General features: G+C 48.7%; 13 protein-coding genes and 1 tRNA gene. 9 read left to right on the top strand and 5 right to left on the bottom strand.

Features of this window, described 5'->3' with window-relative positions:
* Nucleotides 1-494: 494 nt before the first annotated feature.
* Both CCE91_RS08715 and CCE91_RS08710 read right to left on the bottom strand, forming a co-directional pair.
* Nucleotides 495-4,040 carry a translocation/assembly module TamB domain-containing protein gene (locus CCE91_RS08715; protein ID WP_086434778.1) on the bottom strand — a complete coding sequence of 1,182 codons (3,546 nt, stop codon included), beginning with the start codon at nt 4,038-4,040 and terminating at the stop codon, nt 495-497.
* Nucleotides 4,037-5,824, bottom strand: coding sequence for an autotransporter assembly complex protein TamA (locus tag CCE91_RS08710; protein WP_234996291.1), 1,788 nt, complete (start codon nt 5,822-5,824; stop codon nt 4,037-4,039). Before CCE91_RS08710 ends, CCE91_RS08715 begins: the two co-directional genes overlap by 4 nt.
* 139 nt (nt 5,825-5,963) lie before the next feature.
* Here CCE91_RS08710 and CCE91_RS08705 point away from each other — a divergent pair, with 139 nt between their 5' ends.
* The 6 genes from CCE91_RS08705 to CCE91_RS08680 all read left to right on the top strand — a co-directional run bounded on the left by CCE91_RS08705 (nt 5,964) and on the right by CCE91_RS08680 (nt 10,391).
* Complete coding sequence (locus CCE91_RS08705; protein WP_086434777.1) at nt 5,964-6,812, top strand: HDOD domain-containing protein; 849 nt, start codon at nt 5,964-5,966, stop codon at nt 6,810-6,812.
* Between the two features lie 90 nt (nt 6,813-6,902).
* Nucleotides 6,903-6,979, top strand: a tRNA-Trp gene (locus CCE91_RS08700).
* 75 nt (nt 6,980-7,054) lie between these two features.
* Nucleotides 7,055-7,402 carry a hypothetical protein gene (locus CCE91_RS08695; protein WP_086434776.1) on the top strand — a complete coding sequence of 116 codons (348 nt, stop codon included), beginning with the start codon at nt 7,055-7,057 and terminating at the stop codon, nt 7,400-7,402.
* A gap of 2 nt (nt 7,403-7,404) precedes the next feature.
* Nucleotides 7,405-7,839: a ribosomal protein S18-alanine N-acetyltransferase gene (rimI, locus tag CCE91_RS08690; protein ID WP_086434775.1), complete on the top strand. Its 435-nt coding sequence runs from the start codon at nt 7,405-7,407 to the stop codon at nt 7,837-7,839.
* A 159-nt stretch (nt 7,840-7,998) separates the two neighbouring features.
* Nucleotides 7,999-9,588, top strand: coding sequence for a peptide chain release factor 3 (prfC, locus tag CCE91_RS08685; protein WP_086434774.1), 1,590 nt, complete (start codon nt 7,999-8,001; stop codon nt 9,586-9,588).
* Nucleotides 9,589-9,593: 5 nt separating this feature from the next.
* Nucleotides 9,594-10,391, top strand: a complete 798-nt coding sequence (locus CCE91_RS08680; RefSeq protein WP_086434773.1) for a TatD family hydrolase — start codon at nt 9,594-9,596, stop codon at nt 10,389-10,391.
* 10 nt (nt 10,392-10,401) lie between these two features.
* Here the strand turns inward: CCE91_RS08680 and CCE91_RS08675 are convergent, their stop codons facing one another.
* Nucleotides 10,402-10,986: an AhpA/YtjB family protein gene (locus CCE91_RS08675; RefSeq protein WP_086434772.1), complete on the bottom strand. Its 585-nt coding sequence runs from the start codon at nt 10,984-10,986 to the stop codon at nt 10,402-10,404.
* On the opposite strand from CCE91_RS08675, the gene serB reads away from it, so the two are divergent.
* Nucleotides 10,985-11,710, top strand: coding sequence for a phosphoserine phosphatase SerB (serB, locus tag CCE91_RS08670; RefSeq protein WP_234996290.1), 726 nt, complete (start codon nt 10,985-10,987; stop codon nt 11,708-11,710). The two genes, CCE91_RS08675 and serB, sit on opposite strands and share 2 nt — an antisense overlap.
* On the opposite strand, the gene CCE91_RS08665 is transcribed toward serB, so the two are convergent.
* A complete protein-coding gene (locus CCE91_RS08665; protein WP_086434770.1) occupies nt 11,663-14,125 on the bottom strand; it encodes a PilZ domain-containing protein in 2,463 nt (820 codons plus the stop codon). The two genes, serB and CCE91_RS08665, sit on opposite strands and share 48 nt — an antisense overlap.
* 114 nt (nt 14,126-14,239) lie before the next feature.
* Between CCE91_RS08665 and radA the strand changes: the two genes are divergently transcribed.
* Entirely contained in the window at nt 14,240-15,601 is a 1,362-nt protein-coding gene (gene radA, locus CCE91_RS08660; RefSeq protein ID WP_086434769.1) for a DNA repair protein RadA, read from the top strand.
* A gap of 87 nt (nt 15,602-15,688) precedes the next feature.
* Here radA and ettA read toward each other — a convergent pair whose 3' ends face one another.
* Entirely contained in the window at nt 15,689-17,353 is a 1,665-nt protein-coding gene (ettA, locus tag CCE91_RS08655) for an energy-dependent translational throttle protein EttA (protein WP_086434768.1), read from the bottom strand.
* 198 nt (nt 17,354-17,551) lie between these two features.
* Here ettA and glyA point away from each other — a divergent pair, with 198 nt between their 5' ends.
* Nucleotides 17,552-18,808 (top strand): serine hydroxymethyltransferase, encoded by a 1,257-nt coding sequence (gene glyA / locus CCE91_RS08650; protein ID WP_086434767.1) that lies wholly within the window; start codon nt 17,552-17,554, stop codon nt 18,806-18,808.
* The last annotated feature ends 4 nt before the right edge of the window (nt 18,809-18,812 follow it).

Below are 18,812 nucleotides of genomic sequence, written 5' to 3'. Positions count from 1 at the left end.
ATGGTAGTGTGGGGTTTCCCCATGTGAGAGTAGGACACCGCCAGACTTCTAATTGAGAAAGCCCCGACCTGATGGTCGGGGTTTTTTTATGCCTGAAATTCGGGCCTGCAATGTAGCCTGACGTTCCACGTCAGGGCCGGGCCTGCCGGTAGCACCCATCTTCGTAACATAGCTATTTCGATACAGCACCATCTCACCTGCGGTAAAACCGCAGGCTACGTGGTGTAGCCTGACGTTCCACGTCAGGGCTGAGCCTGCCGGGAGCATCCCTCTTCGTAGCGTAATGATGTTTATGGGGCAACACCTCACCTGCGGTAGAACCGCAGGCTACGTGGTGTAGCCTGACGTTCCACGTCAGGGCTGAGCCTGCCGGGAGCATCCCTCTTCGTAGCGTAATGATGTTTATGCGGCAACACCTCACCTGCGGTAGAACCGCAGGCTACGAGATCGCAGGCTATACCAGCCGCAGGAAAGTTTAACGGGAGAAGAAGAGGTTAGTCTTTTTCTATTACGTAGATTAAATCGCCGCCCTGAGCTTCAGTACTTGAAGTGGACTCGAGCTGTAGCTGCTCAGTTAATTGGTAGCGTAGAAAGAAAGTATTAATAGGCTCTAGCAGGCCAATACCGTATTTCACGTACAGGCGCGGACTCAAGTGCTTGCCAATGAAGAAAGAGCTGGTGTTTAAATCGTCGCCTGAATCAATGCCGATTTCATCAATAGAGAAAGCATCTTTCAGATCTTTCCCGAGAAAGTCTACGCCCTGGCTACCAAGTAACATAGCCGCCTGCAATTGCAGATTCTCATCGGTTCCGGATGCTGTTGCCGGACCACGACCAAGAATGAGATAAGAAAGGATCTGGCTATCTGGCATGGCAGGGTTAGAAAATAAACGTAGTGAGGGTGCTGTTAAAGTGCCACCTACTTGCGCACCTACTTGAACACTATCGCTGAACGCACCGGCAGTGAATTCACGCTGTACCCGCAAATCCAGACCAGGGTTACTTATTACACCGCCAGTATAAATTAATGCGCCTCTTTCAATATCAAGTTCTTGTCCGTAAATTTCGTATAAACCCCGGGCCACCGCAATGTTACCAGAAGCCGTGGTTGGTCGTTTACCGTCATCTGTTACTTGCAGGCTGCCGGTAAGGCGGCCGTCAAAGCCGAACGCTTTAACGCGTACGTCATCGCCCAAAGAAATACGAATTTTTGCATCCAATGGAATCGGTGTTTCGGCATCTGTAGTCACGCGTTCCCCAGCACTATAAATCTCTACGTCAGCGGACTTGGATACAGTGCTTTCAAGCTCAGGTTGCTCAATTCGGGCGTATGGAATGGTTAATTCTCCGCGCACCGTAAGTTGATTATCAACAAAGTAGGCACTCACATTTGGACTCATGTCCAACGTCAGTTTTGGGGTATCTACGACGCGAAAATTTTCCCCTTCAACTTGTAAATCAAAGCCTGGTTGGAAGGGGCTTATCTGGCCGGTTATTTGTGCTGCACCTTGACTGGATTGAGCGGCACCTTTTACGGTAAATACCGACAAGTTAGTACTGTCATTTTCAATATCCAGACTAAGCTCTGTTAATAACAAGCCTAATTGGGTAAAGCCAAGCTGTGACGCTGACAATTCCAATTTGCCAAGGAACTCAGGGGTGTCAATGGTACCGCCAATATCAATATCGGTGGTAAGTGAGCCGGATTCATAACTCATCTGCGGAATTACTATCTGAAACAGGGCAAGGTCACTAAAGTTCGCAGTGATGTTGCCATTTAATGCGCCAGTGTTCTGCCAGTCAGTTATACGGACATTACCCGCGAGATCTCCCGCAATGGCGGCTGGAAGAATTTTTAGATCCGCTATTATATTTTTTTCGTCAGCGGTCCAGTTAGCGGCTATGTCTTTAAAGGAAACGCGCTGATTCTGGGTTTCCAATGCAACTTTGGCATTAGTGGATTTTAAATATCCCTCACTGGCAACAAAGGAATTATCTTTGGTGTTTAACGTAAGCCATGCCTCTGCGTCCACGGCTCCAAAGAACCGGGCCGGGTACTCGCGTAACAAGTCTGAAATGATACTAAGAGGAAATTGGTCTGCTACTACCTCGAGTCGGTTTAACGAACGACTTTGTTCTTCAACAATACGTTGTTGCAGACATAATGAGCTCGCCGACGCCTGCAAACAGAAGTCATCGAAACTCAGTGCCAGAATATCCTGAACCGGAACTTCAATGTTAGTTGGCTGATCCAACTGCCAGTTACCTAAAGCTGCTTCAGAAAACGAGAACTTGGTTAGGTTTACCGTTAGAACGTTTTCGGAAAAACCACCGCCAAGTTGTAGCGCCATTTGTTCAAAATCAAGTGCCCCGTAGGTTATGTCATTTGCGGCGCTTTCTACATCGAACTTCAGTGCTTGTATGTCACCGCTAAGCGTACCTTTGGCAGCAATGGAGCCGGCTATATTTTGTCCTGGTAACACAGCGCTGTAGGTTTCCAGATTAGCAATGCGACCCTGCCAGTTAATGGCCTGATCACGACCGAGGGTACCATTGACTGTTAGTTGGCTATCCGGACCGGTAATCTCGAAATTCGTTATATTCAGCACATCTTCGCGATAACTGGCGCTGCCCTTAGCATTGAAGTTTAATTCTGCTAGCTGCAGCGAGGCCTTGTTAATTAAAACACTAGCCTCGAGTCCATCAGACCAGTCTACACTGGCTTCATTTATAAGTTGTCCCTGTTCACCCACGAGTTCAGAGCTGGCTATAGTAAAGGCCGACGAGCTGCCCGTACCGCGCAGGCTGTGGTCAAAGGAGTAGCTCTGATAGTTGAGTTGATGGTTTAAATTAACCTGGTAGCTATCCAAGGTACCGGACACTTCCAGAGTACCCATTTGAGATGCCGCATCAGCAATTACCGCAGGGTAGGATAGGTCATCCCATTGCGCTGAAATAGTCAGCTCTGGGTTTGCAGAAGCCCACTTGTTAATATCACCCTGCAACGAAAGACGGTTTTCTTCACCGTCTTTGCTTTGAGTTACTTCTAGTTGTTTAACCACCAACTGGGTTTCAGTTAAATCAAGTGTTCCGACAAGCTGTACGCTATCGAGTTCGGGTACCTGAGCCGCAAGGTCAAGCTCAACCAGCATCTGCTCGAGTGAACCTGAGGCTTGCACAACACCAGTTAAATCGTCTGGAAGTTGCTCGCTGGGCGAGCTGGTAAAGAGTTGTGCTACATCCACTTGCTGCATACGCAGAGAAGCGTCAAACGCGGGTGCTTGCAGCAATTCGGTTAGGGTGGCTGCCAACTCAAGACGTTGGTTATTTATATCCAGCTGGTTTGCGACAGTCACCTTAGTGGCATCGCCTTCAACTGAAGTAGTACCGTTAATACTTTGCAACTCGGATACATTTAGTTGCCAATCTAGCTTAGCCTTTAAAGGGTAATTCTTCGTTGTGGTCACGCGGATCGAGCCGCTATTGAGCTTGGCAATGTCCTGGTACTGCAGTTGCAGCTGACTAAGCGCTAGGTCACTGTTCCGATAGTTTATTGAAGCTACCAGGGAAGCTAGTTCTTGGTTTAAACCATCATTATTCGACAGCCGGGCTGAGGTAATGCGCAATTTATCTACAGTTAGTTGCAGAGGTAAACGAATATCAGGCAACACGGGGCTTTGTTGCGGCGGTTCTTCGCTCGAAGACGCAGCCAGTTGTAGGTGGGGCTCTATCAGGGTTAGCTTAGTTAAGTGCACTGACCCATCGAGCAAGGCCAGTGGCCGCCAGGATAGTTGTAGGCTCTTAATGGTGATGTTTTGACCGCCGGTGGTAATCGTTAGATCACGAATCTCAAAGCTATCAATTAAGGTGCCATTGAGCTGCTCGTAACGTAGGTCAACTACATCGGTGGGCAAATAATCAATTGCAGTACTGGCAACAAAGCGACTACCTGATTCGGTCGCCACTAACCCCCAAAGCAGCAGGGGAATGCCAACAAAAATGAGCAGAATAATGGTCGCTAGTAACTTATATATGTTCATAAGTCAGGACCAAGTGTAAAGCTTAAACGCCAGGGCTTGTCTGGTTCGTCAATGGCTTGTGCCACATCAAGTCGCACCGATCCAATTGGCGATACCCAGCGGATACCTATGCCAACGGACTGCTTTAAAGGCCCTGAAGGTTCGATCATTGCGTTACCAATGTCAGTAAAGAGCGCAACACGCCAGTTGGGTTTAAATTCGTAATCAAACTCTAAGCTACCTACAGCTAAATAACGTCCACCGGTTACCACGCCATCAGCGTCTTCCGGGCCTAATTGTTCATAAGCATAGCCTCGCACACTATTGTCGCCGCCAGCGAAGAAACGCAACGACGGTGATAGCTCAGCGAAATCTTTAACATAAGTTGCGGCTAACTCGGCGCGGGCGAGCACCCGCCATTTTTCCGACAACGGTTGAACGTATTTGCCCGAGGCAATGACACTTGCAAAATCAGTGTCAGACAGGCCGGAATCACTACCGCCTTTTAGCGTTAATGAAACCCGGTATCCCTCGGCCGAAACGAAGCGGTCATCAGCCTGAAGTAGGGTCCAACTTACGCTTGGGATAAGGAAACGGGAGCTACCTTCGAGGTTATCGCCGTAGCGGAAGTCCTCTCGTTGCCAGTCTAACGCGTAGGTACGCTGCCAGTTGCTGAACTGACGTAGGTCGCTAACGCCAAATCGATAAATCTGCGCGCGCTGTTGCTCATATGATTTGTCAGATACTTCGCCATTGATAGAGTAATGATCAGTGGCAGGGTTAAGCCCAGGTATCAAATAGTTGATGCGCCCGGTAGTGCGAACTTCAGAAAGCTGCACTACGCCATTGAGCTGATGCCCACGGTCATTTACCCAGCGCCGGTCGTGGCCTAAAGTAATTCGGGCACCAGTATCGGTTCCGTAGCCTAAACCCAAACGGTAACGCAATCGTGAATTTGGTATTAAATCGACTTGAATTGGAATTTGCTGCTGCTCGGCCGCGCTATATTGTGGCGCAACCTCTACCCCGGAAAAGTAATCGCTGTCTGCCAAAGCAACCTGTAAATCAAGTAGTTGACGATTGGTAAAAGGATCGCCTTGACTAAAGTTCAGGTAGCGCTCGAGCAAACTATTGCGCAGCGGCGTTTCTGAAAATTCAACGGGGCCAAAGCTGTAACGGGCTCCAGAATTAAGCGTGAGTTCTATTTGAGCAGTCTTATTGGTTAATTCCACTTTCGCACGTTGAGTAGTCAGTCTGGCTTCATAATAGCCGCGCTCAGCAGCCAGAGCGCGTAACTGACTCTTCATTTGTTCGTAGCGGTCGTGGCGAAAAATATCACCACGTTTTAGTGGTAACTGATTAATCAGAGCGGCGAAAGCAGCATCATTAGCGGCGTCACCCTCCCGGGTAATATCAATGGCATCAACCCGGGTTGGCTGGCCTGGAGTAACTTGGTAATTTGCCTGCCAACTACCGTTATTACGCTCTAAGCTGCTTTGAATTTCAGCATGGTAATAACCGAGCGGCTGCAATGCGGTTTGTATTTCAGTTGGTGCTTGACGATGTAAGTAGCGTAATCGAAATGGGCGCGGCGCAGCTTGCTGGTGCAACGAATAAATGCTCAGCATCGGTAACAGGTTACTGCGTTGCTCATCGTTGAGTCCGGTAATAGTAACCGTTACTTTTTCAGGATCTTGTTCAGCATTACGCTGTTGTGCGGTTGTACTGCCAGCAAACACAAAGAGCAGAAGGCACAGACTAACCTGAGCGCTTAACCGCACAGCACTAATAAAGGTTACCTGCACAATAATGGCTTATCCTTTGCTCGACAAATTACTTAATGTTTAATACTGTCATAGGCCAAGTTTGCTTGTAAACTGATGGCATAATGAACAGAAGCTCTATTGACAATAATAGCATGATAACGGACGAGGGTTAGGGTATATGGCGATTGTTATTACAAAGGCAGAAAAGCAGTTGCTGCAATCGGTAAGTATTCCGCCACGACCTGAAACGCTGTTAAAAATTAGTGCCGAGGCGAAGAAGGATGAACCTGATGTGTCCGTTGTGGCTGAGGCCATTGCCGCTGATATGGGGATTTCAGCGGCGGTGTTGCAGGTCGTGAATTCAGCTGCATTTCGTCGGGTACGCGAAATAGAGTCGATTCAGCAAGCCGTAATGACACTGGGCTTTCGGCGCGTGTTCCCGATTGTGCGGGCGGTAGCCCTGAAATCGGCTCTTAGCAATCATGCGCTATTAGAAAATTTCTGGGATTACAACGAACGTGTAGCTGCAGCTTCTGTGCTAGTGGCTGAGCGGCTTGGCAAGAATCCATTGCGTGACCATGTATATATGCTGGGCCTTTTCCAGGGCGCGGGTATTCCGGTCATGTTGGCAGCATTTGACGACTACGACACTATTTTTGAGCGTTCTCAGGACGAAAGCTGGGATCAATTACTAAAAGAAGAACGAGAGCGCTACCAGACTACTCATACCACAGTTGGTGCGTTATTGGCTCAGCAATGGCGATTACCTAAGTTACTAGTGGAAGTCATTTACTACCTGCACGAGGAAGAGGGTATCTTTGAGTCTGATGATTTAGATGCATTAGGCCTCGACTTGCTGGGAGTGGTGAAAATAGGTCGTTACATTGCGGACCAACAAGAACGTCAGGAAGCGGGCCGACAAGAATGGTTAAGCGTGCAAGACGCAGTGTTAAATCATTTTCAGTTAGATGATTATCAGTTGGAAGAGATGCTTAGTGAAATTAACGAAGAGCTAAATGAACACTGAAGTGGCTAAAAAAGCGGCATTCAAGAGCGTTGTGCTCATAAAAGGCTTGCCTGACACCAAGCCCTCAGTATAATTCGGAGGCTACTTTGCAGGGGCATAGTTCCAATTGGTAGAACAGCGGTCTCCAAAACCGACGGTTGGGGGTTCGAATCCCTCTGCCCCTGCCAACTTCCTGAATTTTCTTGTGTTATCCTCCAGCCATACGCATAGTTACAACAGTAATTTAAACTTGGAGAAATCACATGTTGTCGGTTCAGCAACGCACAGCGCTAGGTCGCCTTGGTATACCAAACTGGCAGTTGCGCGAACAAGTAGATACTAGTGCTGCCTGTTATTACCGCTTGGGTAAGCTGTTGCTGGTATTTGCTGAGCCGGTAATGGTAACCAAACCGAGCTGGCTTGATGACTTAGTTACTGCTAGTGATGAATCGCTGGTAGCGCTTAACGAGCGAGCCGCATCCCATTGGGACAACGCGAACCTTGTTGATCTCCGCGGTGGCTCAGGTGTGTTTCCCGCGAATGATTTGAAACAACAGCTATGGCGTCATCTATACACGTACACTAGTAGCAGTCAGCCAAGCACCGACTAATCATGTTCATTCAGAGCGACCCCCTATTAGCCGACGAGGCGTTTGCCATTGAATGTCAGGTGCATGAATTCCCCTGGACGCGAGCAGTATTTGACTCTTGTAACAGCCAACAATATTGGCGTTCGGTACTGATTTTGAATGACAGTATAGCGGGTTACGTGATTGCTCAACCGGTTGCTGATGAACTCACTATTATGAACGTTGCGGTAGCTACTGTGAATCAAGGGCAGGGCTACGCTAAACAGTTGCTACAACACCTTTTCGCACGTGCCCGACAAGCGCAAATCAACACTATGTGGCTGGAAGTGCGGCAATCCAATACCAACGCGATTATGCTGTATCAGAGTCAGGGCTTTGTTCAAGTTGGTCGGCGCCGTGATTATTATCCCGCCGGCGATACCCGCGAAGATGCACTAATATTCCGCTTAGATCTGTAAATATCGCTACTCACAGCGGGCGTTAGCCTATCGCTGGTAAGTGATTTTTAGTCGAGATGATAGTACCATCCCTGTACAATGCGTCCGATAAAATACGCGAGCAAAACGACTCACCTCACATAATGTGTCCACCGTGATAGAGACAATTAAGAAAGCGACATGACAGACGAGAAAAAACTGAACGAAATCAATTGCCGAAGAACCTTTGCTATTATCTCGCACCCGGATGCTGGTAAAACAACCATCACTGAAAAAGTACTGTTGCTAGGTAAGCAAATTCAGAAGGCTGGTACCGTAAAAGGAAAGAAATCTGGTCAGCATGCAAAATCTGACTGGATGGAAATGGAAAAAGAGCGGGGCATATCGGTAACAACCTCGGTGATGCAGTTTCCCTATCGTGATGCTCTGGTGAACTTGCTGGACACACCCGGCCACGAAGATTTTTCTGAAGACACCTACCGGACACTAACCGCAGTGGATTCCTGCCTGATGGTTATTGATGGCGCCAAAGGTGTGGAAGACAGAACCATCAAGCTGATGGAAGTTACCCGACTTCGTGACACCCCTATTATTACCTTCATGAACAAACTCGATCGTGATATTCGCGATCCTTTGGAGTTGCTTGATGAAGTTGAACGTATTCTAAACATTATGTGTGCGCCTATTACCTGGCCAATTGGCTCAGGAAAGAACTTCAAAGGCGTGTATCACCTGAAAGACGACCAGATAATTTTGTATAAAAGCGGTCAGGGCCACAAGATTCAGGACATAGATGTTATTGATGGCTTAAATAATCCTGAGTTAGATAAGCGCATTGGCAGTTATGCTGATGATTTGCGCGAAGAAATTGAACTGGTTCGTGGGGCTTCAAACGAGTTTGATCACGAGCTCTTTATGGCTGGCGAACTGACGCCGGTGTATTTTGGTACGGCACTGGGTAACTTTGGCGTTGACCATATGTTGGACGGCCTGGTTGACTGGGCACCTAAGCCATTACCGCGCGAAACTGATCAGGGCCGCCAGGTCGTTGCCAGTGAGCCGGAGTTCTCTGGGTTCGTGTTTAAAATTCAGGCTAATATGGACCCAAGACACCGGGACCGTATTGCCTTTATGCGTATCGTGTCGGGCAAATACGAGAAAGGCATGAAGATGCGGCAGGTACGTATTAACAAAGACGTACGTATTGCCGATGCCTTAACCTTTTTGGCCGGTGACCGCGAACATGTAGATGAAGCATGGCCGGGCGACATTATTGGTTTGCATAACCACGGAACCATTCAAATTGGCGACACCTTCACTGGTGGTGAGTCATTTAAGTTCAGTGGTATTCCAAACTTTGCACCGGAAATGTTCCGCCGTATTCGTTTGAAAGATCCGCTCAAGCAGAAGCAACTGCTGAAAGGGCTGGTACAGCTTTCGGAAGAAGGCGCAGTGCAGGTTTTCCGCCCGCTTAGCAATAACGATCTGATTGTTGGCGCCGTGGGTGTGCTGCAGTTTGATGTGGTCGTACATCGACTTCGCTCGGAATATAACGTGGATGCTATCTACGAGAATATTAATGTAGCTACAGCGCGTTGGGTAACCTGTGACAGTGAGCGCAAGCTGGATGAGTTCCGTCTTAAAGCTGAGAGTAATCTGGCTTTAGATGGCGGTGACAACTTGGCCTATATTGCCCCTACTATGGTGAATTTGAATCTTGCTATTGAGCGTTACCCTGAGATTGAGTTCCACCATACCCGCGAGCACTAATAGGTATGCTGCCGCTGTTCGATACCCACTGCCATCTCGATTTTGAGGCTTTTGATCAGGATCGGGATGCGGTGGTTGAGCGGGCACAGCATGCGGGTGTAACAGCCATTATGGTGCCCGGAACTAGCCGTGAGCAGCAAAGCGCGGTGAATGCGGTGCAAGCGAAGTATCCTGATACCCTTATTACTGGCGTTGGCCTACACCCTTATTTTATTGAAAACCACAGCATGGACGATGGTGACTGGCTGGCGCAGCAACTTGCTGATAAGCCACAGTTAGTGGTTGGCGAAATAGGTTTAGATGCCACTATCGATCATGCTGATAAACAACGTCAGCTCTTTGAACAGCAACTAGATTTAGCTGCAAAATTTGAACGACCAGTAATTTTGCATCACCGTAAAACCTTGGACGAAATGGTGCCGATGATAAAGAAGGTACGGGATAAACTGCCGGATACTGGTGGAATAATCCATGCTTTCAGTGGCAGCATGCAACAGGCCGAGAGCTATGTTGAGCTGGGGTTTAAGCTGGGTATTGGCGGCACTATTACTTACACCCGGGCGCAAAAAACACGCGCGGTGGTGAGTGAGTTACCGCTGTCGGCGTTAGTGCTGGAAACCGATGCACCGGATATGCCGTTGGCTGGTTATCAGGGGCAACGCAATGAGCCAGCGCGCTGTCGCAAAGTTTTTGAGGTATTGCTGGAATTGCGGGCAGAGCCTGAAAGCGAAGTAAGAAGTGCGCTTTGGCGTAACACCGAAGACTGCTTTAAGCGGTTTTACCCGGGCATTTTCAATATCTGAGAGTAGCTAGTCAGGGTGTGGTTTTTTTATAACGAATTCGGTTAAAGCCAGCCATCAGTAACACGCCCGCAATAACAGCTAAAAACAACAAGGCGCGGCCTCGCTGGGTTAAAAACAGATGGGTTTGCTCTGGCTGCCGCAACAGTTGCTGATAATCAAACACCACGTGCAAATAGCCAATCAGATTATCATCAATAGTAAGCTCACTGACCATGGCGAGCGGTTGCTCAGTCTCATTACGTTCCTGCCAACCTATTACCGACGTTATTTCACCGGCTACCGCCAGTTGCTGACCATACTGATTTTGTATTGAGGCGCTAAGAATGCCTGGTTGCTGGTGTAGGTTCTCGGCAACTTCCCGCAATGCTTCGGTATTTTGCTGAACCAGCCAGTGAGTGGCTGAGTAAGCGGCTTGTTGCACGGCCATGCGGGCTAGTTGCTGAGTATGTAAGGTTAACTGCTGTCTACTCTGCTGCGTGGTGCTGTGCCAGACATGGGCTATTACCAGTATCAGCACCGCCCCAATAGCAAAACGCCGAAGTCGGCGGTAGACTATTCGAAAGAAGTTAATAAGCTCAGCAGAGGATATTTTCATGGCGTCACTATACGCTGGCGAGCTTCCTTTTTGCAATATCGAATCGAGGGAATTGATGGTGAATCTGCACAAACCGGGCTTGGTTGTCTTCGATATGGATTCAACCCTTATCACTATTGAATGTATTGACGAAATAGCGGATTTAGCCGGCTGCAAGCCTGAAGTAAGCGCGATAACAGCGGCTGCCATGCGTGGTGAAATTGATTTCGGGCAAAGTTTGTTACAGCGTGTTGCAGTACTAGCTGGTGTTCCTGAAACGGCCCTGACGCAGATATTTGAACCAATTCCTTTTACTACCGGGGCATTCGAATTAGTGCGCTGGTTTCAGCAGTTAGGTTGGAAAACCGCTGTCATTTCAGGTGGTTTTACCTGGTTTGCTGAGCGGGTGCAGCAAGAACTTGGGTTGGATGCGGCAGTGGCCAATAGGCTGGAAGTTGAAAACAACCAACTAACCGGTGTCGTAATACCACCGCTGGTAGATGCTCAGGCGAAAGCATCGCACTTAGTTCGTCTGGCTTCACAATGGTCTATCCCAGCGGAGCAAGTCATTGCGGTTGGTGACGGAGCTAACGATATACCTATGCTTCAAGCCGCTGGCTTAGGGGTTGCTTTTCATGCCAAGCCGACACTTTACCCCTATGCAGATCTGATTGTGAAACCTGCCGATTTAATGGTTTTAAAACACCAACTCGTTGAGCGGTTCGGCCAACCACTGCGCCAGTAGCTCTTGTTTCGCCGTGTAGTCTTCAACTGAGGTCTCCATGGCGGCTACCGCCGGGGTAATATCCTGTACATCGATAACCCCGGAGACACTCCACAACATAGCTTCTAAGTCGCTGGCTTTGTGGCTAGCATAGTTGGCTACGTAATTCAGTTCGCGTTGAATGAACTCCATGTCAGGACGCCCCGTTCGCGATAGATTAAAGCGCAGGATCTGGCGCACTACGGTTGCCGTTGATGGCGTTTCTTCTACAGCAAAACTGAGTTCAGTGGCTTGCTGCCACTGATGGCTGATTTCAATACGCTTATTCTGCTCGGTAAAATCAAGTGCAAGATAGGCCTGCGCAGGGCTATCGTCACGCTGCAGCTGCTCGAGCTTGGCAACGAGCACATCATTCCATTCCTGATTATTAAACAACAAACTTAAATCAAAGTGATGAGCTTTAGTGGCTTGTTGGGCCAGTAACTTCGCAATAAGTCCGCTGTGCGCACTGTAACCAACCTGACCTATTTGGGTAAGCTGACCGCGGGGGCGGTGCACAAACATCGGCAAACTCATTTGCGAAGCACAGGATAGGTTGCGCAAGCACAGTTCAATACCATGCAGTTGATTTTTCTCACGGGAAATACGCAGTTCTTCGCGGTTCTTTTCAATTAACGAATGAAAAAAGCGCGCTCCCGGGTGTTCGGTTTGGGCGCCTACGGCACGAAGGTTTAAAATGGAGCCGTCTTCACTGCGGCCAACCACCTGGTAATTTAGATTCAGCAGGTTGGCGTGTTTGCGGTGGCGATTCAATTCAGTCAAATCCAGTTTAAGCTCAGCGTCCAGTGGAACAGAGGTGGTGTCTTCAATCTCCAGTTGTAACCCAGATACGGAAAAATCGACCGTTACCCCATAATAGTTTCGCCCTTGCCAGTTAAATTTGGCTGGGGTGCGATAATTGAAGCGACTTTCTTTGCGCAAATTCACGAATTCAAGCGTGACTATTTGCGTTTTGTACGACAGCTTCTGGGTATGAGCAAACTGTTTTAGTCGCTGCGCTTCCTGACGTTTCACCGTTTTGGCTTCAAGCTCAGGGGTCGCCTCACTGGTCACGTCCAGCAGTTGCCCCACATGACTAATTCCTTCCAAACGCTTCATCACGCGCGGCGACGGCGGACGCATAACGTTAGTAACCGCTGTGTCCGGTACTGATAACGGCAACCATAATTTTGATTTATCGGCTTTGGTGAGGTTTAGTTGGTACACGCGCCAACTGTCCTTGGTGCGACCAAAGCTAATAAATGCTTCACGCAAACCAGTTTGCTCAAGTTCTGCCGCCGAGGCGGAGTAAAAGTACACTTTTCCCCGGGCAGTTACCGAAAAGCTGTAAATAACTAGCTGTTTCTCGTCTTGTGGTTGTTTCAGTACAGCGGTAAGTCGGCGGCCAGTGAATAAACCACCAATAACGGTCTGATTGTTCTCGTCCAGCCAGCTATTAATAATGTGCTTGTTGTTATCCGTTTGCAGCACCATGTCAGTGAACATTCGTTGTTCAACGCGCTTGAAAAATAGCGGTAAGGCGTTTAACCGGGGCATAAAAAACTGCTCATGACCTTTTGCCACCAGCGCTGCCAGAGTATTATCAAGGTTAATTTTATAGCGCTTTTTATGTCCGTTAATGAAACCCAATAGAAAGGTATCAAAACTTTCGGATTCGAAATCAGCTTTGCGACGTAACTTCAGGTAAGTCACCTGATCGGATTCGCGAGTGCTGTCGATTACTATGTAAGGAATTCGAAGTCGCTGATCAATAGTGAATTTTTGCGCTAAGCCGGTAAACCGCAAAGCAACCTCAGCGCCGGGAGTAAGGTTAACAGCTGACTTGCTGGGAACTTTTATGCGCATGCCCTGTACCGATAGGTCGGTAGTGGAAGCTTCAAACTCGCTGCCTTCAACGGGAATGACTTTTACTTCACTCACAAAGTTCATGCGCTCTTCATTGCGCTGGGCATAGCCGGCCAGTTTAAATGCCGGCACGTGAATATGGGAATGACTGGCGGCAATATTGGCGGCACCAAGAGCAGCACTATCGGCATTGCTCTGGCTAAGTAAACGCTGAATTTGTTCGTAGGTGTCTTGAGTAAACACGCCTTGATACAATGACAGGCCATTTTCAAAAATGACTAAAGCACGTTGATCAAGATAGTGAATGCGGCCATTATGTGGCACGGGAACACAGTCGTAGATAACCTCAGAGCGCATGTCTATGCTGCGGTTACAAGGCGTAACTAAGCGCCGTAATTCCATTTTGAGCTGTAACTTGGTTGGGCCGTCTTCGTCCGCTGTCAGTTGCGCGAAGATGTCCGCGAACTCAGGTTCGTTAACTATAGGTTTTAACTGCTCAATCAATTCTAGGTAATGTTCTTTATCGAACATATGTATCCTTGCGCGGCGCTGTTGTTGTAATAATTATGGAGCCGATTAGTCTTTTAACACAGGTAATGTCGTATTTTATGCGGCGAATGTAAAGTGTAAACCGAGGAGCTATAAGTGGCTAAAGCCAAAACTGCCTACGTGTGCCAGGACTGTGGCGCCGATTTTCCACGCTGGTTGGGGCAATGTTCAGAGTGTAAAGCCTGGAATACTATTACCGAAGTTCGGTTAGCGCCGGCAAACTCGCGTCAGCACGATCGACAGGGTTACAGCGGTTCTACGCAAGCGCAGGTGCAAACTCTGGCGGAAGTCGATTTACAGGATGTCCCCCGCTTTAGTAGCGGTTATACCGAGCTTGATCGGGTGCTTGGCGGCGGGGTGGTGCCGGGCTCAGCTATTTTGATTGGTGGTTCACCAGGCGCAGGTAAAAGCACCTTACTGCTACAAACCATGTGCCATTTAGCCACGCGCATGAATGCACTGTATGTAACGGGCGAAGAATCACTGCAACAGGTAGCCATGCGTGCCCAGCGGTTAGGGTTACCAACCGACAAGCTGCGGATGTTGGCGGAAACCTCTATTGAAACCATTTGCCAGCTGGCTGACAAAGAAAAGCCGGCCATTATGGTTATTGACTCCATTCAGGTTATGCATTTAAGCGATATACAGTCGGCCCCCGGCAGTGTTGCGCAGGTGCGCGAAACTGCGGCTTACCTGACGCGCTATGCCAAACAAAACAATGTCGCCATTATTTTGGTAGGGCATGTGACTAAAGACGGCAGTTTGGCTGGCCCTAAAGTGCTTGAGCACTGTATTGACTGCTCCATCTTGCTGGAAGGCGACACCGACTCGCGCTTTCGCACCTTACGTGGCAGTAAAAACCGTTTTGGTGCTGCCAACGAGCTTGGCGTATTCGCCATGACTGGCGAAGGCTTAAAAGAGGTCACTAACCCATCGGCTATTTTCCTGCAGCGCGCCGAGCAACATGGCAATGGCTCAGTGGTGATGGTGGTGTGGGAAGGCACCCGGCCTTTGTTGGTGGAAATTCAGGCGTTGGTAGATCATTCACATTTAGCCAATCCAAGGCGGGTAGCAGTAGGTACCGACACCATGCGGTTGGCCTTGTTGCTGGCGGTGCTGCACCGTCACGGCGGTTTGCATATGTCCGATCAGGACGTATTTGTAAACGTAGTAGGCGGCGTGCGTGTTACCGAAACTGCTTCGGATTTAGCCTTGTTAATGGCGATTGTGTCGAGCTTTCGGGAACGCGTGCTGCCACGCGACTTGATTGTGTTTGGTGAAGTTGGTCTGGCAGGTGAAATCCGGCCGGTACCCAATGGGCTGGCGCGCTTAAAAGAAGCTGCGAAGCACGGTTTTACCCGCGCTATAGTGCCACATGCGAATCGACCAAAAGAAGCTATTGCCGGCATGGAAGTTGTGGCGGTTAAAAGCTTGCCGGAGGCTTTGGAAGCGATTTAATCAAGCCGGTAAATCATGCTCACAAAAAAGCAGCGGTCTGCCAGGCAGAACCGCTGCTTTTTATTTGCTCCCAATAAGCAAAAGTTATTAGTTAATAGGCTTGTAACGTACACGATGCGGTTCCATCGCATCTTCACCGAAGGTCTGCTTCATATAAGCTTCGTAATCAGTGTAGTTACCCTCGTAGAAGGTCACATTACCGTCATCACGATAATCCAGAATGTGAGTGGCTACGCGGTCAAGGAACCAGCGGTCGTGCGAAATAATCATGGCTGAGCCCGGAAATTCAAGCAATGCCTCTTCCAGTGCCCGCAGTGTCTCGACGTCCAAATCGTTGGTCGGCTCATCCAATAACAGCAAGTTGCCGCCGGCTTTCAGTAGTTTTGCTAAATGCACCCGGTTACGTTCACCGCCAGACAAATCACCAATAAACTTCTGCTGGTCATTGCCTTTGAAGTTAAATCGGCCAACGTAAGCACGACTTTGAATTTCAAAGTTACCGATACGTAAAATATCGTTTCCTTCAGAAACTTCCTGCCATACGGTGTTGCGGTCGTTCATGCTGTCGCGGAACTGATCTACGCTTGCCAACTCAACGGTTTCACCCAAAGTAATAGAACCTGAATCTGGCTGTTCCTGTCCGGTAATCATGCGGAACAGTGTTGATTTACCTGCACCGTTCGGGCCAATAATGCCAACAATAGCGCCTTTCGGAACCTTGAAGGTTAAGTCGTCAATGAGTAGGCGGTTGTCATAAGACTTACGCAGGTTTTCCACTTCCAGCACTTTGTCACCAAGGCGCGGGCCGGGTGGAATGAACAGTTCGTTGGTTTCATTACGCTTTTGGTAATCGCTGTTTTGCAGCTCTTCAAAGCGTGACATACGTGCCTTGCTTTTGGCCTGACGGCCTTTCGGGTTAGTGCGCACCCACTCCAATTCTTGTTTAATGCTGCGCTGGCGGCCTTGCTCGCGTTTTTCTTCTTGTTCCAGACGTTTCTCTTTCTGCTCCAGCCAGGATGAGTAGTTACCTTCCCACGGAATACCGTAGCCACGGTCAAGTTCCAGAATCCAACCGGCAACGTTGTCTAAGAAATAACGGTCGTGGGTAATGGCAACCACAGTGCCTTCATAGTTGTGCAGGAAGCGTTCAAGCCAGGCCACAGATTCAGCATCAAGGTGGTTGGTTGGTTCATCCAGCAGCAACATATCGGGCTTGCTTAGCAGCAGGCGGCAAATAGCTACCCGGCGACGCTCACCACCAGATAAGGTTTTAACTTGCGCACCCCATTCTGGTAAGCGCAGTGCATCGGCGGCACGATCAAGAATATTGTCCAGGTTGTGGCCGTCTTTGGCCTGGATAATCGCTTCCAGTTGGCCTTGTTCTTTGGCTAAGGCATCAAAATCAGCATTTTCGTCGGCATAAGCGGCGTACACTTCATCCAACCGGGTGAGTGCATGTTTTACATCGGCAACAGCTTCTTCAACTACGTCGCGCACAGTGGCGTTTTCGTCCAATACTGGTTCCTGTGGTAGGTAACCTATTTCGATGCCAGACAAGGCCCGAGCTTCGCCGTCAATGTCTTTATCAATACCGGCCATAATCCGCAGTAAAGTTGATTTACCTGAACCGTTTAGGCCAAGCACGCCAATTTTTGCACCGGGGAAAAAGGACAGTGAAATATCTTTTAAGATGGTACGCTTAGGTGGTACTACCTTGCTCACCCGCGACATTGAATAAATATATTGCGCCATGCGACTTGGAATCCTCTTAAACAACGTATTTAGTGCTAAGTTTACTGTGGATTGCGCCGCGACCCAAGCGCAGAATGCGTCAAATAAAGCGCAAATACGTTTCACTTGGGCTAATCGGGCGACAAGGTAGGCAGTTACGCTATTTTCAGGTTAAAATAGCGGTTCTTAAATTATTCCGTGAAAGAAGTAGGAGCCCTGATGTTAAAACGAGACATGAACATTGCTGATTATGATGCTGACCTATGGCAGGCAATGACGCAGGAAGTAGAGCGTCAGGAAGAGCATATTGAACTTATTGCTTCTGAAAACTATACCAGCCCACGAGTGCTGGAAGCACAGGGCTCTCAGTTAACGAATAAATACGCCGAAGGTTATCCGCACAAGCGCTACTACGGCGGTTGTGAGTTTGTTGACGTGGTGGAAGATCTGGCCATTGAACGTGCCAAGCAATTGTTTGGGGCTAAGTTTGCTAACGTTCAGCCACACGCTGGTTCACAAGCGAACTCAGCTGCCTTTATGGCGTTGATGGAAGCGGGCGATACTGTGCTAGGTATGAGCCTGAATGACGGCGGCCATTTAACTCACGGCTCGTCGGTGAACTTCTCCGGCAAATTATACAATGCTGTGCAGTATGGGTTGAGCGAAGAAACCGGTGAAATTGACTACGAAGAAGTAGCTGCGCTGGCGCGTGAACATAAACCTAAGCTGATTGTAGCCGGGTTCTCGGCTTATTCTGGCGTGGTTGACTGGCAGAAATTCCGCGATATCGCTGATGAAGTAGGCGCTTACTTTTTAGTAGATATGGCCCACGTAGCTGGTTTGGTAGCTGCCGGTTTGTATCCGAACCCGGTGCCAATTGCCGATGTGGTAACTACCACCACTCACAAAACCTTGGCCGGTCCGCGTAGTGGTTTGATTTTGTCAGGCAAAGACGACGAAAAGCTACACAAGAAATTAAACAGCGCGGTATTTCCTGGTAATCAAGGTGGACCATTGTGTCACGTGATTGCTGCCAAGGCTGTTGCATTCAAAGAAGCGCTGGAACCTGAATTTAAAGCGTATCAGCAACAAGTGCTGAATAACGCCAATGCCATGGTTGAAGTGTTGCAGGAACGCGGTTACAAAATCGTGTCTGGCGGTACCAAGAACCATTTGTTCCTGGTTGATTTGATTGATAAAGACATTACCGGTAAAGACGCCGATGCTGCACTTGGCCGTGCCTTTATTACGGTGAACAAGAACTCAGTGCCAAACGATCCGCGCTCACCTTTTGTAACTTCAGGGTTACGTTTGGGTACCCCGGCTATTACCCGTCGCGGCTTTAAAGATGCCGAAGCGAAGCAGGTTGGTCACTGGATTTGTGACGTGTTAGATAACATTAACGACGAACAGGTTATTGAGCAGGTGCGTGAAGCCGTAAAAGCACTGTGCAAAAGATTTCCGGTTTACGGTTAACAGG

The organism is Pseudidiomarina planktonica (assembly GCF_900177775.1).
Taxonomy (GTDB): Bacteria; Pseudomonadota; Gammaproteobacteria; order Enterobacterales; family Alteromonadaceae; genus Pseudidiomarina; species Pseudidiomarina planktonica.
The sequence above is the reverse complement of the archived record's forward strand: the minus strand, read 5'-3'. Positions and strand labels throughout refer to the sequence as shown.

Bases quoted from the DNA above. Each gene is read 5' to 3' on its own strand.
- CCE91_RS08695 (WP_086434776.1), top strand. From the start codon at position 7,055: ATGTTGTCGGTTCAGCAACGCACAGCGCTAGGTCGCCTTGGTATACCA.
- serB (WP_234996290.1), top strand. From the start codon at position 10,985: ATGGCGTCACTATACGCTGGCGAGCTTCCTTTTTGCAATATCGAATCG.
- rimI (WP_086434775.1), top strand. From the start codon at position 7,405: ATGTTCATTCAGAGCGACCCCCTATTAGCCGACGAGGCGTTTGCCATT.
- CCE91_RS08715 (WP_086434778.1), bottom strand. From the start codon at position 4,040: ATGAACATATATAAGTTACTAGCGACCATTATTCTGCTCATTTTTGTT.
- CCE91_RS08665 (WP_086434770.1), bottom strand. From the start codon at position 14,125: ATGTTCGATAAAGAACATTACCTAGAATTGATTGAGCAGTTAAAACCT.
- CCE91_RS08675 (WP_086434772.1), bottom strand. From the start codon at position 10,986: ATGAAAATATCCTCTGCTGAGCTTATTAACTTCTTTCGAATAGTCTAC.
- glyA (WP_086434767.1), top strand. From the start codon at position 17,552: ATGTTAAAACGAGACATGAACATTGCTGATTATGATGCTGACCTATGG.
- CCE91_RS08705 (WP_086434777.1), top strand. From the start codon at position 5,964: ATGGCGATTGTTATTACAAAGGCAGAAAAGCAGTTGCTGCAATCGGTA.
- CCE91_RS08680 (WP_086434773.1), top strand. From the start codon at position 9,594: ATGCTGCCGCTGTTCGATACCCACTGCCATCTCGATTTTGAGGCTTTT.
- ettA (WP_086434768.1), bottom strand. From the start codon at position 17,353: ATGGCGCAATATATTTATTCAATGTCGCGGGTGAGCAAGGTAGTACCA.
- prfC (WP_086434774.1), top strand. From the start codon at position 7,999: ATGACAGACGAGAAAAAACTGAACGAAATCAATTGCCGAAGAACCTTT.